The sequence below is a fragment of the Paenibacillus sp. DS2015 genome, from assembly GCF_050433705.1.
Lineage (GTDB): Bacteria > Bacillota > Bacilli > Paenibacillales > Paenibacillaceae > Paenibacillus_AQ.
The window spans coordinates 152,922-172,561 of sequence record NZ_JBNPWS010000006.1 but is presented as its reverse complement, the minus strand read 5'-3'; the positions used below and the strand labels follow the sequence as shown (position 1 = coordinate 172,561).

Here is a 19,640-nt window from a genome sequence, read left to right as displayed (position 1 = left end):
CTTAACTCATTTTATTTATATGCTATAAAAAGGAGAGCATGACTCTTTTGACGTTATCCACTCCTTTTATGCTCGTAAAAGATCGTACAATTCAAGCATATCTTCTGGCCACGGATCATCAATTTCAATATATTCTTGGGTGATTGGATGTGTAAAAGCTAATCTTTCGCCATGTAGCGACTGTCTTGTCATTATAGTAGTATGACCACCGTATAACGCATCCCCTACCAGCGGATGCCCCACATGACTTAAGTGAACACGAATTTGATGTGTTCTTCCTGTCTCCAGTCTAAGACGAACTAGGCTGACTTCCTTGAATATTTCCTCAAGCTGAACATGGGTAATCGCTGTCTGGCCTGTGGAAGAAATACGACGTCGCTGTGGATGGTGTCTATCTTTACCAATAGCAAGGTCTATCACAGATAAACTCTGCTTAACGTTTCCTTCCACGAAAGCAACATACTTACGTTCAATTCTTTTATGTCGCATATCTTCATCTAGCTTTAATTGGGCCCATTCATTCTTTGCGTAAAGCACAGGACCTGTTGTATCCAGATCCAACCGATGAATATGCCTTACTGCCACTTCTTGACCCGTAGCTTCATAATGAGCAGCCACAACATGATCAAGCGTGACTAACCCTGCACGACCATCGGGGTGAATCGGCATTCCCACGTGTTTGTGAACAACTAGGCAGAAATCATCCTCATAAAGAATCTCAAGTTCCTGCCAAACAGGTGCAATTCCTAAAGGTTGAGAGGGAAAAAGATGTAGTTGTATCCGATCACCTTTCCATTGAATCTTCTTCTCATGTTTAAGGCGCTTCAACAGCTTCTCAGGCATCTGTGCTGAATGAAGTAACCAATCCAGTACTGCAGTGTCAGGATCCCCCGCACTTGAGATCGCTTTTCCTGGGATCAATTCCAGCCATTCACCTCGTCGGCTCCAGTTCACTAGATGACTCAAAGGCTTTCGAGAGCCTTATAATTGGCCGCAATCGTTGCATCAATATCTTCAATCGTGTGGGCAGCTGACACAAACATTCCTTCAAACTGGGAAGGGGCTACGCTAACGCCATTCTGAACCATCGCCGCGAAATAACGGCGGAAATGATCAATATTACTACTCTTAGCCGTGTCGAAGTTAATAACGTCGCTATCTGTGAAGAATGGACATACCATCGAACCTACACGGTTAATGGTGACCGGAACTCCTAGCTTCTGAGCATTGCTCTCAAATCCAGCCTGCAAGCGTGTAGCACGTGCTTCTAATTGCGCGTATACTTCTGGCGTTAGCAACTTAAGCGTTGTATATCCTGCGATCATAGCTAATGGGTTACCACTAAGTGTTCCCGCTTGATAAATAGGTCCAGTTGGCGATATTTGCTCCATAATCTCTCTTTTGCCACCATATGCCCCTACAGGTAGACCTCCACCAATAACTTTACCAAGGCAAGTCAAATCTGGTGTAATCGCGTACAGTCCCTGCGCACAATTTATATCCACACGGAATCCAGTCATCACTTCATCAAAGATGAGCAAGGAACCATACTGGCTAGTGATATCGCGTAACCCTTGTAAAAATCCAGGTAAAGGAGGGACAACCCCCATATTTCCCGCGATAGGTTCAACAATGATGCAGGCTAGTTCTTCACCATACCGTTCAAATGCGATTTTAACAGATTCTAAATCATTATATGGAACTGTGATCGTATTCGTTGCTACCCCTTCAGGTACACCAGGACTATCAGGCAATCCAAGCGTTGCAACACCCGAGCCTGCTTTGATTAGTAAACTATCAGCATGTCCGTGGTAAGAACCTTCAAATTTCAAAATTTTACTTCTCCCTGTATAACCACGCGCTAAACGGATCGCACTCATCGTCGCCTCAGTGCCCGAATTGACCATTCTTACAATATCAATGGACGGCACACGTTCACAGACTAGCTTTGCCATTTCCGTCTCAATTAAGGTTGGAGCACCGAAACTTGTGCCCTTCAAAGCCATTTCACGAATGGCTGAGATGACCTCAGGATGGGCATGTCCCATAATTAAGGGTCCCCAAGAACCGATGTAATCTATGAAACTATTTCCGTCGATGTCATAAATGGTTGAGCCTTCACCACGCTCAACATAGATGGGCGTAAGCCCAACACTTTTAAACGCACGTACCGGGCTATTCACTCCACCTGGAATGTACTGTTTCGCTTCTTCAAAAGCTGTGCGTGAAGCCTCTTCCTTACGAATACCAGAACCATTGCTCATTCTCGACACTCCTATCATCTCTAAGTAAATTTATCGTTCAAGCAACCAGCGAGCCGAATCTTTGGCAAAATAAGTGATGATAATATCTGCTCCTGCACGCTTCATTCCCGTCAACATTTCTTGGACGATTGCCTTCTCGTTAATCCACCCCTGTAATGCAGCAGCCTTAACCATGGAATACTCTCCACTAACATTATAAGCAACTAATGGCAGATCAAATTGATCTTTGATCATGCGCATGACATCCAAATAAGCGAGCGCAGGCTTAACCATTAACATATCTGCACCTTCAAGTACGTCTGATTCTGCTTCTCTAAGCGCTTCTCTGACATTTGCAGGGTCCATTTGATAGGTTTTACGATCTCCAAATTGAGGGGCTGAATCAGCAGCTTCGCGAAACGGACCGTAGAAGGCTGAAGCATATTTAACCGAATAAGACATAATCGGCACATTCTCAAATCCTGCCTCATCCAATCCACTGCGGATCGCATGTACGAATCCATCCATCATGTTAGAAGGTGCGATAATATCGGCTCCTGCTTTGGCTTGAGAGACCGCTGTCTGAACTAGTAAAGTAAGAGATTCATCATTTAGTACATCACCATGAATATGACCTTCATGTTCAAATGTATGTACCATCCCACAGTGCCCATGATCCGTAAATTCACATAGACAGGTATCCGCAATCACTAATAGCTCTGGATACCAAGTTTTGATCAATCTTGTTGCTTCTTGCACAATGCCATCTTCAGCAAATGCAGAAGATCCAATACTATCTTTCGTTTCGGGTATGCCGAATAACAACACTGCCGGTATTCCTAAAGCAGCAATTTCATCTACTTCTGTCTTTAGGGTATCCAAGGAGAAGTGATAAACGCCTGGCATCGAGGAAATTTCATTTCTAACGTTAGTTCCATAAGTCACGAAGATAGGTTGTACTAAATCTTGCACATTCAGAACCGTTTCACGAACCATATTACGTATGCCAACGGATTGACGCAAACGACGATGACGCATCATTGGAAAACTCATATTTATTGCCTCCTAAATATTTATGCCTGCACGGGCATCCTGTTGTATCTTCATTTTCTTAGTCATCAGTATTTAAAGACTAGCCTAAAAAGGTTTGCATATGTGATTAGACCTTAGCGTATGTTTGGGTATTGCCATTCCAGTGGCACAAAGCTTGCACTAGACTGGCAAGTGTAGCCTCCTCAGCAATCATTCCAACTGACAGACCCGCTTCCTTAGCTGTCCGAGCTGTAATTTCTCCAATACATGCCGTTTCGATACCCTCAAGTTGCTTCACTGGATCTTCAATTCCCATCCTCCGCATAATTTCCAAGAGATTCGTTACCGTTGAAGAACTTGTGAAGGTTATGGCATGAATACTGTGCTCCTCAAACATCCTCAACAACTCATCATCATCTTCACCACTGATAATCGTCTGATAGGTCACTGCTTCTGTTACTTCAAGTCCCATTTCTGTTAGCTTCTCTGGTAGCCACAAGCGTCCTTTGTCCCCTCTAGGTAAAAGCACCTTCTGCCCAGGCTGCAATTGATTAGCGAACGTATCGACCATCCCCTCAGCCTGAAAGCGTTCAGGAAGTTGTTCCGAAATAATTCCTCTTGATCTAAGCGATTCAGCAGTTGCAGGACCAACGGCTATCACTCTTGCTCTATATAACGCCCGAACATCACATTGCTGTTCCATCAAGTGCTGAAAAAAGAAATCTACACCGTTGGTACTAGTGAAGAATATCCAATCATATTGATCTAATTGCGAAAAGGCATTCTCTATCCCTAATACATCTTGCGGTTCTGAAGATTTAACAATCTCAATAACGGGGAATTCATAAGGCTCTCCACCCAGTTCTTCAATCATATCTACGAGTTCACTCGCCTGAGAACGAGCACGGGTAACAAGAATTCGTTTGCCAAACAAAGGTAGGAACTCTGCCCACTTGAGCTGCTCACGTTGCAACACAACATCCCCAACAACAATAACAGCCGGTGCTTTGAAACCCGCAGCCAACACCTTCTCTTCAATGTCTGAGAGTGTTCCTACCAATGTCTCCTGCTCTGCTCGTGTTCCCCAACGTATAAGTGCCACCGGCGTCGTAGCCGGTCTACCATGAGTGATCAATTGCTGACTGATGTATCCAATCTTAGCCACACCCATCATGAAAATTAGTGTGCCCGTTGCATTCGTAACTTTATCCCAATGAATAGACTGATCAAGCTTATCTGGATTTTCATGTCCTGTGATAATAGATAATGAAGAAGCCATCTCACGATGAGTGACTGGAATTCCCGCATAGGCTGGAACACTGATAGCCGAAGTAATGCCCGGAATAATCTCGTAAAAAATTCCGTTTTGTCTAAGCAGTTCCGCTTCCTCACCTACACGCCCAAAGATCGTTGGATCTCCACCTTTGAGTCTAGTTACTATCTTTCCCTCTAAGGCTAAGTCAACCAATAACTGGTTAATCTCTTCTTGTTTCATGGTATGACGGTCTGGGAGCTTGCCCACATATACTTTTCTCGCACCTTGCTTCATCGATTTCAATAGTTGTGGATTGGCAAGACGGTCATAAACAACGACATCAGCCTTCTTGATACATTGCAATCCTTTGACTGTAATCAATCTTGCATCTCCAGGTCCTGCTCCAACTAAATACACTTTCCCCACCATCTACATCAGCCCCTAACTTGTGCCAATATCTTCTCTGCTCCCTGAGATATTAGTTTATCTGCGACAGCTTGACCCAGCTTCTCCGGATCGTCCCCAATTAGCGTTTCTTTCAGAATGAGGTCACCTTCTGGCGATCCCACCATTCCTGTCAATTGTATCGTATTTGCTTCTTCTTGTGAGTGCTCAGATACACGATTTACCCAGATTGCATGAGCTCCAATGGGAACTTGGCATCCACCATTTAATACACGAAGAAATTTACGTTCAGCTCTTACTGTTAAAGAAGTCTTCTCGTCATTATATAGGGCAAGAAGCTTCCGTAACTCCTCATCATCTTCTCTGCACTCAATACCTAATGCACCTTGACCTACCGCTGGAAGACAAGTATCTACAGAAATATAAGAGGTCATTCGATCCTCCCATCCCATACGATATAACCCTGCTGCCGCCAGTATAATCGCATCAAATTCACCACTCTCTAGCTTTCCTAGTCGTGAATCGATGTTTCCGCGTATAGGCTCTAACTGCAGATCTGGGCGATATGCCTTAAGTTGGCTAGATCTACGCAAACTACTCGTTCCCACCTTAGCTCCTTGTGGAAGTTCTTCTAGACTCAAACCCTCACGAGAAATGAAGCAATCTCGACTATCTACACGACGCGGAATAGCAGCATTAATTAAACCTTCTGGCAATTCTGAGGGCATATCCTTCATACTATGTACGGCTATATCGATCTCACAATCCATCATAGCCTGTTCGATCTCTTTAACGAATAGCCCTTTACCACCTATTTTCGAAAGAGTCACATCTAAGATCCGATCCCCCTTGGTCACAATTTTTTTAACCTCAAAATCAAAATGAAACCCATGCTCAGCGCACAGGTTCTCTAAGTCACGAATCACTTGCCCTGTTTGCGTTAACGCTAGCACACTTTGTCTACTACCTACTACAATGGTCCGCATTACACTATTCCTCCTCATTATTCTCAATCCATGCAAGTACATCTGCTGGACTCCACTCTTTATATATACCCTGCTGTATATCATCAAGAATATGACACTGAGTCAATTTCTTTAAAAGCCTTTGTCTTTGTTTAGGAGAGGCCACGACTCGCTTGATTTCTGTACGTACCCTATAGAGAAAATCAAGATAGATTTCATACTCTTCTCCGAATTGTTCCTCTAGAAGGGAACAGATATCAACGGCTACTCCAGGACCCGCACCTTCCGTTGATACAGCGACCGTAAGTCGCCCACGCTGCATCGAGGCTGTATTCATAAAAGTACTTGCAGTAGCATCGCTTGCAACATTTACTGGAATTCCTTTAACACTTGCTTCCATTGCGATCTGTATGTTTACACTCTCGTTATCTGTAGTAGCATGAACCAGTGAATATCCTTCTGTATCACCCGACTCAAAGTTTCTACATATCCAATGGATCTTCCCAGCTTCAAATATCTCTTGCAGTCCCTTTGTGAGTTCAGGTCCAATAATCGTCACCTCCGCCTTCACTTCTAGGAGACGCAACGTCTTACGTTCAGCGACTACTCCTCCCCCTACAATGAGACAAAGTCGAGCTTCGCAGTCCAGCATAATAGGCAAGTAAGTAGCCATTATTAGCCTCACGCTCCATCCATATAGATTGGACTAAAGACCAACCCTCAAGTTCAACATATTGTATTGGAATAATTGAACTTCTGAGCACAACCTTAGTTTAATCTATCCATTAGTGAAAATTAGACCCCAAGTTGAACAAGAAATTAAACATAATAAAAACATACCCAATCAACGCCCACTTCGCCATCGTTGTCCCTGAGTTCTGCTTGGAGTTTCTTTTAATAAAATAATATATAAATATACCCAATCCTACAAATGTAGATAACACTTTCAGATCAAGGAATAAAGCAAATCGACCTTCAGCAATAATAGATAATACAGCAACAATAAGTGAGACGCCGAGAATGGGTGTCCCCACCAACATACCGTAATATGAATATTTATCCATTTTATCGAGACTAGGCAAACGTCTTACCGTATCATTCCACTTTTTGTTCTTAAGTTTTCTGTGTAGAAATAGATACATTGAAGCAAATACGGCTGATACAGTAAATGCTGCAAAACTTAGATTAGCAAGGATGATATGAAATATTAATAATCCATGTACCGCTTCCCAACTTGTAAGCAGACTATCACTTACAGGAAACCACAGACGATTAAGTACCATCACACAAAATCCAATAACGCTAAGTAGCAATACGGTAAATTCTGATCGTTTAAAGAAGCTCATACATAATGCTGAAATAACTAAGCTAAAGGAAAATATAAGCAAAAAATCATAAAGAGTAAATAAGGGAATCCTGCCTTCCTGCCAACTTTTCTTTCCAAGCACAGCAGATTGGACTAACCCTACAACTATAAGAAGCCCTGTGCCCATCCGCTTCGCACTCAAATTGCGTCGTATGCAATCCAAGAAAAAAAACAGAAGGCTCAGGGCATAAATATAAATGCCTGCATCATAAATTCCACTAAGTAGTATCATGCCTCTCACCGTCCTTACAGACCTGCTGGCGTCAACGACTTATTGTAGGTAGGGGGAGAGATTAACTCTGAATACCTACTCCCTAAACTTGAAACTTCACGTTTAACTTCACGTTTAGATTCTCTAGCTACCTTATCATCCTGATTTCCAGAGTCATCACCCATCTGGTCCTCAAGAGCAAATATTTGAGTAAAGAAATCCAATGCTTCGTTTCCTTGATTACCACCTGTCAATTCCTTAATCCGATTAATCGGATCATGCATCATCTGATTCACGACACTCTTCGTTAAGCGACGAATCACTTTACGCTGATGGTCGTCCAATTCAGGTAGCTTATTGAACAGACTTTCCATTGTTTCTTCATGAATTATGGAAGACTTCTCCTGCAATGCACGTATTGCAGGTCTAACACCTAATGTTTTCAACCAATGATAGAACACGTTCATTTCCTCTTTGATCATGACTTCTATTTTGGCGGATTCGGTACGGCGCATTTCAAGATTACTTTCTACAATGCCTTCCAAATCATCAATATCATATAGAAATACATTGGGTTGATCACCAATAGCTGGATCTAAGTCCCGTGGCACTGCAATATCAATAAGGAAAAGCGGACGAGCTTGACGATTCTTCATGCTCTCTCTAACCTGTGAGGCATTAAGAACATATTCCTCGGCACCTGTAGAACTAATAATAATATCAACCTCATGTATTCGCTCAATAGCCCTCTCAATCGTACACGGTGTACCATTAAACTTCTGTGCGAGCTCAGTAGCGCGCGAAAGTGTGCGATTCGCAACAATGACTTCATCTGCTCCATTAGCATACAAATGTTTCACCGTAAGTTCACTCATCTTTCCCGCACCAAGAATAAGCACTTTCTTATCCGTGAACATACCAAAAATTCGCTTACCTAGCTCTACGGCTGCATAACTAACAGATACAGCACTCTCGCCGATGGAGGTTTCCGAATGAGCTCGTTTCCCTAAAGTAACCGCTTGTTTAAAGAGCATATTAAACCAAGTTGCTGTAGCCTTATTCGTTTGAGCTTCTATGAAAGCATTACGAACTTGACCCAGAATTTGTGTCTCTCCAATGACCATCGAGTCTAAACTACAAGTGACACGAAAAAGATGAGAGATAGCTTGTTCGTCTTCATAAATATATAAATGTTGCGTGAACTCTTCACGTGAAATACCGAACCATTGCTCCATAAAGCTACGTATAAAGTAGCCACACATATGAAGTCGATCCACGACCACATAGATCTCTGTACGGTTGCAGGTTGCAACAATGACTCCTTCCAACACGCTCTTGGTCAGCTTCAATTGGTGCAGCGCTTCAGGCAATTCCTTGTCAGTGAATGAAAACCGTTCTCTCACTTCAACAGGCGCTGTGCGATAATTCAACCCTACAACAACGATATGCATTCCAATGTCACCTACCTCAATTATGATAAATATCCGAGTATGATGTTGTACATAGATCATCATTCTTAAACTATATATGTTAATTATATCACAATCGCCCAAGTCAACCTGTCGATTTTATGACATGTTTATGAATCCCAATAAACCTACCCTTAGTCTTGGTTGGAACTACAATAAGTATACCACGTTATGACTCCGAGAAAAGACTTTCTAAGGTTTCCCCTATCTGCTTTATATGATCTGCCTGAGAAGCCACGATTCTATTGTTGTTGTCTAGAAGCAAGGTGTATCCCGGAAGTAACTCTGCAAAAATAGTGCTATATTTCGTCAGAAGTTCATGTTCATTGTCAGTAAGTGGACGGTTCCCACCGATCTGCCATTGGGTGATCATATCGAGCAATTTCCTTAGAGCAGATAATGATTGTAAGTTATCCGTACCATAAGCTCTAACCATTCGTTCATGACTGTAATGGGCTGAATAGGCTGCAAGTTTTAACGCGTTAAGATCCTCCGTATGACTGGCCTGGAGTGCCTCCATCAGCGAAGTGTTTAGCACCTCCATTTGGAAATGTGTCACTTCAAAGAGCATCTTCCCCGCATCTTCTTGCTTCACAGAAGGCCTCATCATTCGGTAGCCTTCATACACTATACACGCAACTAACACCATAAGCACACATAAAAACAAAATATCTTTACCCTTTCTTCTACTCAACATCAACGCCCCCTGTTCCATACATAACTTCATAACTTGTCATTCTGTTATCAACAATCTATAGAACGAGCTATAGACTATATAACATTGTATGGGGGTGTGAAAAAACAAATAACCATGGACTTCTCCATGGTTATCGTATATAAAAAAATTAGTGACGTTGTTATACGAGTTCGACCTGTTTCATTACAGGAGTTTCAACTGTCATTTCTCCCAAGCCACGAACAAGTTTTTTAGCATAAGTTTTTTCAGGTTTAAGCACTGACACTAAATAATCAATAGCCATTTGTGGATCTACAGTTTCACCGCAGGTATAACAATCAATTGCTGCAAAACCTCTTTCAGGGTAAGTATGAATCGATAAATGACTTTCTGACAATAACACCAGCACAGTAGCGCCTTGTGGTTCAAACTGTTTGGATTGTACAGACATTACCGTTGCTCCGCACGCCTCCGCAGCTTCCACCATTTGAGATTGTAAAAATTCAGCATCGTTCAGTAGTCGGAAATCGACTCCCCAAGTATCTACAGCAACGTGTCTTCCGAAAGTTGAGTATTCCATTTCCATCTCTCGGTTTCCCCCTTCCTAGGAATAAAATGTTTGAAAAATTTCATCCGCTAGGACCTACGTCATTCACTTCTCGAGGGAATAATCTCTCGTAACATAATGTCCTGAGTGAATCCTGGTTCCTAATTATTCTTTTCAACGAGATTAAAAATAACATCTATCGATATGAAATGCAATACTTTTTTTGGAATTTATATAATTTAATTAATATAAAAAATGAACTTTTTTCTGTGATAGAAAAAAGTTCATTTTTTATAAGCTCATTATGCTTCCAAAAAAAATAATTTATTGCTATACAACTGTAGCATTACGTCAATGTTAGTAATATCTTCGTCGCTCAGAGCTTTGTTACGTTGATCTAGCCAAAAATTGATATCTCTGTATAATAGCGATATTTCATTCTCCACTTCAGTGCATTGATATAATTGCTCCAAGTCACTCATAGTGTTCTTATATTCATATACCAAGCGAGAACCCTTAGGTGTAATTTCAGCAATTCTTCTGACTGATCCTTGCTCATAATAATACATCATTGTGAATCCTTGATAAATACGATTCACCATTCCATGCCCTTTGAAGGTAACGAAAAGTTTACGCACCACATTCGTCAATCGAGGGTTCACCAAGCGGCATGATAACTCACAGACGTATACGCCATCATTACATACAATAGGTAAATGAACTTCCTCCCCATTCACATCTTCGAGTACAATTTCTTGTTCTCCACTACCTATCACTTTGATCAGAGATTGTACGTGGTAGCTTTCCGCAGAATGCAGAAACTGATTCAATTGAAGTTCTGTTAACTGTACAGTGGCTTTTACATATTCTGTGGCTAACCGCTGAGCCATAAAAATCTCCCCAATTCTGTTTAACAATCCTAAGTAATATTATACAGCACAATTTGGAATTATTTCTCGTCAACAAACCGATGATTTTCCACCGTATTTCATAAAATAACGGATTAATCTGGATTGTACAGCTAAATTCTTATAGGATGCTCACTTTCCTACCATTAAAACGTTAAAATGCTACATCATGCGTTGAAAAAATAGAGCTGGCTCATCCTTCAACATCCGATTCTTCTTCATCTCTATTACTTGTGTGCGATTGAATAATACTCCATAATTCATCCTTACCCAATCCGGTGTCAGATGAAAACAAAACCATCGGATGATCCAAACGCAGACTTAAACAATCTTTCATCTGCTTAATTTGCTTTGCCCAACGACTCCGCGGAATTTTATCAGCTTTGGTAGCCACAACACATATAGGAAGATCATAATGTGATACCCAGTCATACATGATAACATCATCTTTAGACGGTGGATGACGTAAATCTACAACTAATAAGAGCAGTTTCAACGTCTCACGCTCTAAGAGGTACTTCTCAATCATTGCACCCCAAGCTTGTCTCTGTACTTTAGAGACTTTAGCAAATCCGTAGCCCGGAAAATCCACGAAATATAGTTCATCATTAATACGATAATAGTTCAATTGTTGTGTTTTACCCGGTGTAGAACTTGTACGTGCTAGATTTTTACGATTAATCATTTTGTTAATTAAGGATGACTTACCCACGTTGGAACGCCCTGCCAGAGCAATTTCTGGCAAGGCATCCTCCGGGTATTGATCAGTGCCAACCGCACTGATCACAAACTCGGATTTAGTTACTTTCATAGTTACAATTCCTCTCTATTACACTTTCGTTTGTTCTACAAGCGCATGTTGCAGTACCTGATCCATGTGAGCTACAGGAATAAATTCCACTTCATTCTTTATGCTATCAGGGATATCACGCAGATCTCGTTCATTATCTTTAGGAAGTAGTATCTTCTTGTAACCCGCTCGATGAGCGGCAAGCGACTTTTCCTTTAGCCCACCAATAGGTAATACACGTCCACGCAAGGTTATCTCACCTGTCATGGCCACATCTTTAGATACAGCTCTTTTCGTTAGAGCAGAGACTAGCGCTGTTGCAATCGTAATTCCAGCTGACGGACCATCCTTCGGTATAGCCCCTTCAGGAATATGGATATGAACATCGTTCTTCTCGTGGAAATCAGCAGCAATACCCAGATCATCAGCTTTAGTACGGATGTAACTAAATGCTGCCTGTGCAGACTCCTTCATGACATCACCCAATTGTCCTGTCAGAATAAGTTTACCCGCCCCTGAGACAACTGTCACTTCAATCATGAGTGTTTCTCCACCTACTTCTGTCCAAGCAAGGCCCGCTACTGTTCCAATCTGATCTTCTAGATCTGCAATACCATGACGGAATCTAGCGATTCCCAAATAATCCTTTATCATATCAGGTTCAATCATAATGTTCAATTGTTCATTAGAAACAATTTTCTTGGCTGCTTTGCGACACAACGCTGCAATCTGTTGTTCCATATTCCGAACCCCAGATTCCCGTGTGTATTCACGTATAACTAAAAGTAAAGCCTCTTCACTTACTTGTAGTTGCTCAGGCTCAAGTCCATGTCCAGTTAGTTGCTTAGGTAGCAAATAACGCTTCGCGATCTGTAGCTTCTCGAGCTCCGTGTAACCAGGAATATTAAGAACTTCCATCCGATCCAATAATGGACGGGGAATATTATGAATGGCATTTGCAGTCGTAACAAACATGACTTGAGATAAGTCAAAGGGAGTTTCAATGAAATGATCACTAAATGTATTGTTCTGTTCTGGATCAAGCACCTCAAGTAATGCAGAAGAGGGATCACCTCGGAAATCAGCCGCCATTTTGTCAATCTCATCTAGTAGAAACACTGGGTTTATTGTCCCAGCAGATTTCATACCCTGAATAATACGCCCAGGCATTGCCCCCACATAGGTTCTACGATGCCCACGAATTTCCGCTTCATCCCTTACGCCACCGAGCGAAATTCGCACGAATTTACGATCCAATGCTCTTGCAATAGATCTAGCTAGAGACGTTTTACCAACTCCTGGAGGACCTACCAAACAAAGAATAGGACCCTTCATTTTCTTGACAAGTTGCTGTACGGCTAAGTATTCAAGCACACGTTCCTTAGGTTTCTCAAGCCCGTAATGATCTTCATCCAACACTTCTTCAGCCTTCATAATATCAAGGTCATCTTCCGACTTGTTCGACCATGGTAAACTTAATAGCCAATCCACATAATTGCGGATCACGCCACCTTCGGCTGAGCTCGTCGGCATTTTCTCCAGACGATCAATTTCCTTCTCAAGCTTTTCTTTGACTTTATCCGGCAGTTCTTGATTATCCATTTGCTCGCGAAGCTCATCTACCTCGCCAGCTCTGCCTTCCTTTTCACCCAGTTCTTTCTGAATAGCTTTCATTTGCTCACGCAAATAATATTCCTTCTGGGTTTTCTCCATCTGTTTCTTAACCCGTTGGCTTATTTTGCGTTCTAATTCAAGCACTTCACGTTCGTTATTTAGAATATCTAGTAGCTTCTCCAGTCGTTTATGAACATCAACCGTTTCTAGAATCTCTTGTTTATCCTTAATTTTCAACGCGAGATGACTCGTTATAACGTCAGCTAAACGACCCGGCTCTTCTATATCTGATACCGCTGCCAATGTCTCGGGTGTAACCTTCTTAGACAAATTAATATAATGTTCGAATTGGCTAAGTACGGCGCGCATTAATGCATCTACCTCAGGATCATCCGTCTCCTGCTCAGGAAGTTCCAGGGCAACTACTTCGTAATATTCCTCATTATCTACATAGTGAAGAATCTCAGCCCGTTCCATTCCTTCTACAAGTACACGAATTGTCCCATTTGGTAGTTTCAACATCTGCCTTACGTTTGCTACTGTACCTATCCTAAATATATCTTCTTGTGTTGGTTCTTCAATGTTCACTTCAGATTGAGAACAAAGGAGAATCAAACTATCTTCCACCATTGCTTTTTCCAAAGCCTTGACTGATTTCTCGCGACCCACATCCAGGTGTAACACCATACTTGGGTAAACAAGAAGTCCTCTCAAAGGCAGTAAAGGAAAACGACGACCTTTAGGTTTACCGGTCCCCATCGCTTTCGCACCTCCAGTTGCTCTCAGGTTATAACATTGTTTTATTTTAACAAAAGAAACTGTAAAACACCAATAACCTTAAGCCTTCAGTAATTCCCTGCATCTGTAACTTGACCAGGACGAACAGGTTTAGCATGCAAGAAAGCGGCCGGTATATCCGTATACCCATCCGATACAAGTGTTTCCTGCAGATTATTAGCAAGTTCCTTGCCGAATACGTGATGAAATACTTCCTGTACAGATTCCACAGGTATGACCCGTAAACCCTCCAAGTCCGCAAAAAGGGATTGCCAGTTCTCCTTAGGTATAATTACTGTCGTTGCTCCAGCCTGAAATGCCGCCTCTACTTTGGCAATGACGCCCCCGATTGGCTTCACTTTGCTGTGGATGCTAATCTCACCTGTCATAGCAATCCGATTATCCACAGGAATACCCTTAACTGCCGACACGATCGCTGTTGCCATTGCAATACCTGCGGAAGGTCCATCAATAGGGGTTCCACCTGGAAAATTAATATGAAGCTCATAGTCTGTCGTATCAAGACCCATTAGCCGCAGAACGGTTAGAACATTCTCTATAGATCCTCTAGCCATACTCTTACGACGAATGGTTCTAGACCCAGACCCTATCTCTTCTTCTTCTACTACACCTGTTATATTAAATTTACCTTGCCCTTTGACAGAAGCAGGTATCGCTGATACTTCTATCTCAAGTAGTGTACCCATGTTAGGACCATATACAGCCAACCCATTAACGACACCAATCTGTGGATGAGGATGAATAGCACGCTCAGGACGAGGTTGAAGCTGACTACTGTTAGCCACCCACTCTACATCAGCCGCTATTAGCGTATTTCTATTCTCCGTTAATGCCATACCCGCAGCAAGTTGAATAATATTAACGGCTTCTCGTCCATTCGTCGCATACTGCTTTACTACCTCAACGGCTTCTGGACAAGGTTGTAATCCGATTTTTAGAATAGCATCCTCAGTGATGGTTCCAATTTCTTCGGGCAGTAGTGGTCGAAAAAATATTTCCATACACCGCGAACGAAGTGCAGGTGGAATTTCTTGTGGAGAACGAGTAGTAGCTCCAACAAGCCTAAAGTCAGCAGGCAATCCATTCTGAAAAATATCATGGATATATGCAGGCGTGTTGCTATCCTCGGAATTATAATACGCACTTTCTAATAGAACCTTACGATCTTCTAGAACCTTTAATAGTTTATTCATCTGAATGGAATGTAATTCGCCAATCTCATCAATGAACAGAATTCCACCATGAGCTTTTGTAACCGCACCAGGTTTAGGCTGAGGAATACCTGCCACGCCCATCGAACCCGCTCCTTGATATATGGGATCATGCACAGAACCTATTAAAGGATCTGCAATTCCCCGTTCATCAAACCTTGCAGTGGTAGCATCTATCTCTGTAAATTTAGCCTCATTCTTAAATGGAGAGTTAGCATTCTTCTTCGCTTCTTGTAACACCACACGTGCGGCTGCTGTCTTTCCTACACCCGGTGGACCGTAAATAATTACATGCTGAGGATTAGCACTACATAGTGCCGCTTTTAAGGCGCGTAGACCATCCTTTTGTCCTACGATATCCTGTAATGTTTGTGGACGAGTCTTCTCCGCAAGTGGTTTAGTTAATGATATTGAACGGAGCTTACGGAGCTTATCCAACTCCTTACGCGACTCTCGATCGATGGCCGTGCGGTTCGTTTTCTGGCCACGAAGTAAATTCCAGAAGTATATACCGATAACGACACCAAAAAACAATTGAATCAACATAAATACCATACTTAAATTCATCGTAAACCCTCCCTTTTATTCATTGCCGCTTTCTGGCTAATACTTACTAGTATTGCCTGTTCCTTATCCCATAAACGCAGAACTTACGAATTTCGGTGAGAGGTCACCTAGAAATAAGGAAAAACGTTTACCCTTCATAGCGGAACGGTAACCGTTTCTCGTATAAATATAAGAATAACTACAGAAATACTTTCTTATATTAAAAAAAGCCACAAACCCATGTATAGGGTCTGTGGCTAATATGCATCGTCTAATGATGTTGTTTACGCCCAGGAATTTCTCCAGTTGCGTCGTATACCTCAACAATATGATCAATTTCTTTCTTCAATTCACTAACTAAGTCTGCTTCAGGAACTTTCCGAATCATCTCTCCGTACCGGAAAAGCATCCCTTCTCCGCGTGCACCCGCAATTCCAATATCTGCTTCACGTGCTTCACCCGGACCATTCACTGCACAACCAAGTACGGAAACCTTAATAGGAACTTTCAACTTAGAGATATATTCTTCGACTTCATTGGCAATGGAGAATAAATCAATATCAAGGCGCCCACATGTAGGACAAGAGATAAGTGTTGGAGCGTTAGAAATAAGTCCATAAGTCTTCAAAATCTCACGAGCAACCTTCACTTCTTCTACTGGATCAGCAGAGAGTGAAATGCGTAATGTATTCCCTATTCCTAAATTTAACAATGCACCAATACCAGCAGCACTTTTAATGGTACCTGAGAACAATGTTCCTGCTTCAGTGATCCCTAAATGTAGTGGGTAAGGAATGACCTCAGCAGCCTTGCGATAAGCTTCAATTGCCATAGGTACATCGGAAGCTTTAAGAGATACGATAATATCATGGAAATCTAACTCTTCAAGAATACCGATATGAAAAAGGGCACTTTCAACCATAGCATCTGGTGTTGGATAACCATACTTCTCTAGTAAATGATTCTCTAAAGATCCCGCATTAACTCCGATACGAATTGGAATATTACGCTCTTTACAAGCCTTTACCACTTCTTCTACCTTTTCCCTACGACCAATATTCCCCGGATTAATCCGAACTTTATCAATACCATTCTCAATTGCTGCTAGAGCTAATTTATAATTAAAATGAATATCCGCCACGAGCGGAATATGAATGCTTTTCTTAATTTCTTTGATTGCAGCTGCGGCTTCTTCATTGTTGACGGTCACACGGACCATCTGACATCCGGCTTCTTCCAACCGCAATATTTCAGCAACCGTTGCCTCCACATCAGCTGTCTTGGTAGTACACATGCTTTGAATAATAACGTCATCGTTTCCACCTATAGTTAGGTTCCCAACTTTAACAGGACGTGTGTCTTTTCTCAAGAACATGATTACTCTCTCCCATAACGCCAATTCTCCACCTCCAACCCTGACGCAAGTACACGACATGATGGGTGAAAGTGGAGAACGGGCAATCAATTTACAAGTACCTTGAGGTCATGATGACCTAGGCACTTTCTTCTTGTTTTTTATCTTGTTTGTCATCTTCTTTAGCGTTCAAAAGTTCCGGAATGTTCTTGTCCCGAACCACTTGTTCCGTAATTACACAATCCTTAATATCATCACGAGAAGGAACCTCATACATGACATCCAGCATAATGCCTTCAATAATGGCTCTTAGACCACGGGCACCTGTATTTCGTTTGATAGCTTCCTTCGCAATAGCAACTAAAGCGTCAGGTTCGAATGAAAGATTAACGTTGTCCATTTCAAGTAGCTTCTCATATTGTCTAGTCAAAGCATTCTTTGGCTCTGACAAGATACGAACAAGCGTATTCTCATCAAGAGGTTCTAAACTTGAAATAACGGGTAAACGACCCACAAATTCAGGAATCAAACCGAACTTAAGTAGATCCTCAGGAAGAACCATGGATAGATACTCACCTGGTTTAAGATCTTTTTGACCTTCACCCGTAGAGCTGAAACCAATCACTTTCTTACCAATACGACGTTTAATAAGTTGCTCTAGTCCGTCAAAGGCACCACCGCAAATGAACAATACATTCGTTGTGTCAATTTGAATAAACTCTTGATGTGGATGCTTACGTCCACCCTGAGGTGGTACAGAAGCTACGGTACCTTCAAGGATCTTCAATAGTGCTTGTTGCACACCTTCACCCGATACATCACGAGTAATGGAAGGATTCTCAGACTTCCGTGCAACTTTGTCGATTTCATCAATGTAAATAATACCGCGTTCTGCCTTTTCAACGTCATAATCTGCTGCTTGAATCAATTTAAGCAAGATATTCTCTACATCTTCCCCAACATAACCAGCTTCTGTTAATGAAGTCGCATCCGCAATAGCAAAAGGAACATTTAGAATTCTAGCCATCGTCTGAGCAAGTAATGTTTTACCGGAGCCTGTAGGACCCAGAAGAAGGATATTACTCTTCGATAGTTCTACATCTTCGATTTTGTTTTGTGTGTTAATACGTTTGTAGTGATTATATACCGCAACAGAGAGCGATTTCTTCGCTTGGTCCTGTCCGATTACATATTGATCTAGAATATCGCAAATATCTTTAGGTTTCGGGATATCCTTAAGGTCTAATTCGCCCTCTTCATGACCGAGCTCTTCTTCTACAATCTCAGTGCACAATTCGATACATTCGTCACATATATAAACACCAGGTCCAGCAACTAGTTTCCGTACCTGCTCCTGAGTTTTACCACAGAAAGAACATTTAAGTTGTCCTTTTTCATCATTAAATTTAAACATCTAACCACCCCTTTAAGATTTGATCGGTGATGTGAGAACTTGGTCAATTAGGCCATAAGCCATCGCTTCCTCCGCACTCATGAAAAAATCACGATCTGTATCGCGTTCAATTTTTTCAAGGGGCTGACCTGTACGTTCCACATATATTTGGTTAAGCTTTTCTCTAGTCTTAATGATCCATGAAGCATGAATTTGGATATCAGATGCCTGCCCTTGTACACCACCCAATGGCTGGTGAATCATAACTTCACTATTGTTTAGTGCATATCTCTTACCCTTAGCCCCTGCTGTTAAAAGCAGTGATCCCATACTGGCAGCCATTCCCACACAAATTGTAGATACATCTGGCTTAATATATTGCATCGTATCAAATATGCCCATTCCCGCAGTCACAGAGCCACCCGGTGAATTTATATATAGACTAATGTCCTTCTCCGGATCTTCAGCAGCTAGGAACAAGAGCTGTGCAATGACGAGATTGGCAACATCATCATCAATTGCATTACTTAAAAAGATAATGCGATCCTTAAGCAATCTGGAGTAAATATCGTAAGATCTTTCTCCTCGACTGGTTTGTTCAACAACCATAGGTACCAGACTCATTTGTCCAACCTCTTTTCTCTTATAAAAATGACATTTAAACCATTAACATACCATAGCTTCAAGGGTATTTTAACACGTTAGAAGCATGATGTCATTTTTTCAGCTACTTACAATCACATGATCACTCTAAAAAAACAATATGTATGAGCAAATAAAAACCATTTCATGCTAATATAGCCCATAAAATGGATGTCATAAGCTAGAAATAAGGCACGCAAAAAGACATACGTGCC

17 protein-coding genes are annotated in these 19,640 nt (G+C 41.7%); all 17 read right to left on the bottom strand.

The window, feature by feature from the left end; all coding sequences use genetic code 11:
• Positions 1-66: 66 nt before the first annotated feature.
• Complete coding sequence (locus J2T13_RS08205; RefSeq protein WP_429370114.1) at positions 67-966, bottom strand: RluA family pseudouridine synthase; 900 nt, start codon at positions 964-966, stop codon at positions 67-69.
• Complete coding sequence (gene hemL, locus J2T13_RS08200; RefSeq protein WP_429370112.1) at positions 963-2,264, bottom strand: glutamate-1-semialdehyde 2,1-aminomutase; 1,302 nt, start codon at positions 2,262-2,264, stop codon at positions 963-965. The genes J2T13_RS08205 and hemL overlap by 4 nt, the downstream gene beginning before the upstream one ends.
• A 30-nt stretch (positions 2,265-2,294) precedes the next feature.
• A complete protein-coding gene (gene hemB, locus J2T13_RS08195; RefSeq protein WP_429370110.1) occupies positions 2,295-3,296 on the bottom strand; it encodes a porphobilinogen synthase in 1,002 nt (333 codons plus the stop codon).
• Between the two features lie 106 nt (positions 3,297-3,402).
• Entirely contained in the window at positions 3,403-4,959 is a 1,557-nt protein-coding gene (cobA, locus tag J2T13_RS08190) for a uroporphyrinogen-III C-methyltransferase (RefSeq protein ID WP_429370108.1), read from the bottom strand.
• 5 nt (positions 4,960-4,964) lie between these two features.
• Complete coding sequence (hemC, locus tag J2T13_RS08185) at positions 4,965-5,921, bottom strand: hydroxymethylbilane synthase (RefSeq protein WP_429370106.1); 957 nt, start codon at positions 5,919-5,921, stop codon at positions 4,965-4,967.
• Positions 5,922-5,925: 4 nt separating this feature from the next.
• A complete protein-coding gene (locus J2T13_RS08180) occupies positions 5,926-6,573 on the bottom strand; it encodes a precorrin-2 dehydrogenase/sirohydrochlorin ferrochelatase family protein (RefSeq protein WP_429370104.1) in 648 nt (215 codons plus the stop codon).
• Positions 6,574-6,685: 112 nt separating this feature from the next.
• Positions 6,686-7,498, bottom strand: coding sequence for a cytochrome c biogenesis protein CcsA (gene ccsA / locus J2T13_RS08175; RefSeq protein ID WP_429370102.1), 813 nt, complete (start codon positions 7,496-7,498; stop codon positions 6,686-6,688).
• A 14-nt stretch (positions 7,499-7,512) separates the two neighbouring features.
• Positions 7,513-8,928, bottom strand: a complete 1,416-nt coding sequence (hemA, locus tag J2T13_RS08170) for a glutamyl-tRNA reductase (protein ID WP_429370100.1) — start codon at positions 8,926-8,928, stop codon at positions 7,513-7,515.
• Between the two features lie 187 nt (positions 8,929-9,115).
• On the bottom strand, positions 9,116-9,643 hold the full coding sequence (locus tag J2T13_RS08165; protein ID WP_429370098.1) for a hypothetical protein: 528 nt from the start codon (positions 9,641-9,643) through the stop codon (positions 9,116-9,118).
• A 160-nt stretch (positions 9,644-9,803) separates the two neighbouring features.
• Positions 9,804-10,202, bottom strand: a complete 399-nt coding sequence (speD, locus tag J2T13_RS08160) for an adenosylmethionine decarboxylase (protein WP_429370193.1) — start codon at positions 10,200-10,202, stop codon at positions 9,804-9,806.
• A gap of 269 nt (positions 10,203-10,471) precedes the next feature.
• The gene (locus J2T13_RS08155) at positions 10,472-11,059 is read right to left on the bottom strand and encodes a non-ribosomal peptide synthetase module (RefSeq protein ID WP_429370097.1); all 588 of its coding nucleotides are present in this window, start codon (positions 11,057-11,059) and stop codon (positions 10,472-10,474) included.
• Between the two features lie 211 nt (positions 11,060-11,270).
• Positions 11,271-11,888, bottom strand: a complete 618-nt coding sequence (gene yihA, locus J2T13_RS08150) for a ribosome biogenesis GTP-binding protein YihA/YsxC (RefSeq protein WP_429370095.1) — start codon at positions 11,886-11,888, stop codon at positions 11,271-11,273.
• Between the two features lie 18 nt (positions 11,889-11,906).
• The gene (gene lon / locus J2T13_RS08145) at positions 11,907-14,240 is read right to left on the bottom strand and encodes an endopeptidase La (RefSeq protein WP_429370093.1); all 2,334 of its coding nucleotides are present in this window, start codon (positions 14,238-14,240) and stop codon (positions 11,907-11,909) included.
• Positions 14,241-14,326: 86 nt separating this feature from the next.
• The gene (lonB, locus tag J2T13_RS08140) at positions 14,327-16,057 is read right to left on the bottom strand and encodes an ATP-dependent protease LonB (protein ID WP_429370091.1); all 1,731 of its coding nucleotides are present in this window, start codon (positions 16,055-16,057) and stop codon (positions 14,327-14,329) included.
• 250 nt (positions 16,058-16,307) lie between these two features.
• Positions 16,308-17,411, bottom strand: a complete 1,104-nt coding sequence (ispG, locus tag J2T13_RS08135) for a flavodoxin-dependent (E)-4-hydroxy-3-methylbut-2-enyl-diphosphate synthase (protein ID WP_429370089.1) — start codon at positions 17,409-17,411, stop codon at positions 16,308-16,310.
• 118 nt (positions 17,412-17,529) lie between these two features.
• The gene (gene clpX / locus J2T13_RS08130) at positions 17,530-18,804 is read right to left on the bottom strand and encodes an ATP-dependent protease ATP-binding subunit ClpX (protein ID WP_429370087.1); all 1,275 of its coding nucleotides are present in this window, start codon (positions 18,802-18,804) and stop codon (positions 17,530-17,532) included.
• 12 nt (positions 18,805-18,816) lie between these two features.
• Complete coding sequence (gene clpP / locus J2T13_RS08125; RefSeq protein ID WP_429370085.1) at positions 18,817-19,407, bottom strand: ATP-dependent Clp endopeptidase proteolytic subunit ClpP; 591 nt, start codon at positions 19,405-19,407, stop codon at positions 18,817-18,819.
• Positions 19,408-19,640 lie beyond the last annotated feature (233 nt).

What these genes read in the sequence shown, in the direction of transcription:
- hemL (WP_429370112.1), bottom strand. Translation starts at nt 2,264, where the DNA reads ATGAGCAATGGTTCTGGTATTCGTAAGGAAGAGGCTTCACGCACAGCT.
- cobA (WP_429370108.1), bottom strand. Translation starts at nt 4,959, where the DNA reads ATGGTGGGGAAAGTGTATTTAGTTGGAGCAGGACCTGGAGATGCAAGA.
- speD (WP_429370193.1), bottom strand. Translation starts at nt 10,202, where the DNA reads ATGGAATACTCAACTTTCGGAAGACACGTTGCTGTAGATACTTGGGGA.
- hemC (WP_429370106.1), bottom strand. Translation starts at nt 5,921, where the DNA reads ATGCGGACCATTGTAGTAGGTAGTAGACAAAGTGTGCTAGCGTTAACG.
- ccsA (WP_429370102.1), bottom strand. Translation starts at nt 7,498, where the DNA reads ATGATACTACTTAGTGGAATTTATGATGCAGGCATTTATATTTATGCC.
- yihA (WP_429370095.1), bottom strand. Translation starts at nt 11,888, where the DNA reads ATGAAAGTAACTAAATCCGAGTTTGTGATCAGTGCGGTTGGCACTGAT.
- hemA (WP_429370100.1), bottom strand. Translation starts at nt 8,928, where the DNA reads ATGCATATCGTTGTTGTAGGGTTGAATTATCGCACAGCGCCTGTTGAA.
- J2T13_RS08180 (WP_429370104.1), bottom strand. Translation starts at nt 6,573, where the DNA reads ATGGCTACTTACTTGCCTATTATGCTGGACTGCGAAGCTCGACTTTGT.
- lon (WP_429370093.1), bottom strand. Translation starts at nt 14,240, where the DNA reads ATGGGGACCGGTAAACCTAAAGGTCGTCGTTTTCCTTTACTGCCTTTG.
- J2T13_RS08165 (WP_429370098.1), bottom strand. Translation starts at nt 9,643, where the DNA reads ATGTTGAGTAGAAGAAAGGGTAAAGATATTTTGTTTTTATGTGTGCTT.
- hemB (WP_429370110.1), bottom strand. Translation starts at nt 3,296, where the DNA reads ATGAGTTTTCCAATGATGCGTCATCGTCGTTTGCGTCAATCCGTTGGC.
- ispG (WP_429370089.1), bottom strand. Translation starts at nt 17,411, where the DNA reads ATGTTCTTGAGAAAAGACACACGTCCTGTTAAAGTTGGGAACCTAACT.
- clpP (WP_429370085.1), bottom strand. Translation starts at nt 19,407, where the DNA reads ATGAGTCTGGTACCTATGGTTGTTGAACAAACCAGTCGAGGAGAAAGA.
- clpX (WP_429370087.1), bottom strand. Translation starts at nt 18,804, where the DNA reads ATGTTTAAATTTAATGATGAAAAAGGACAACTTAAATGTTCTTTCTGT.
- lonB (WP_429370091.1), bottom strand. Translation starts at nt 16,057, where the DNA reads ATGAATTTAAGTATGGTATTTATGTTGATTCAATTGTTTTTTGGTGTC.
- J2T13_RS08155 (WP_429370097.1), bottom strand. Translation starts at nt 11,059, where the DNA reads ATGGCTCAGCGGTTAGCCACAGAATATGTAAAAGCCACTGTACAGTTA.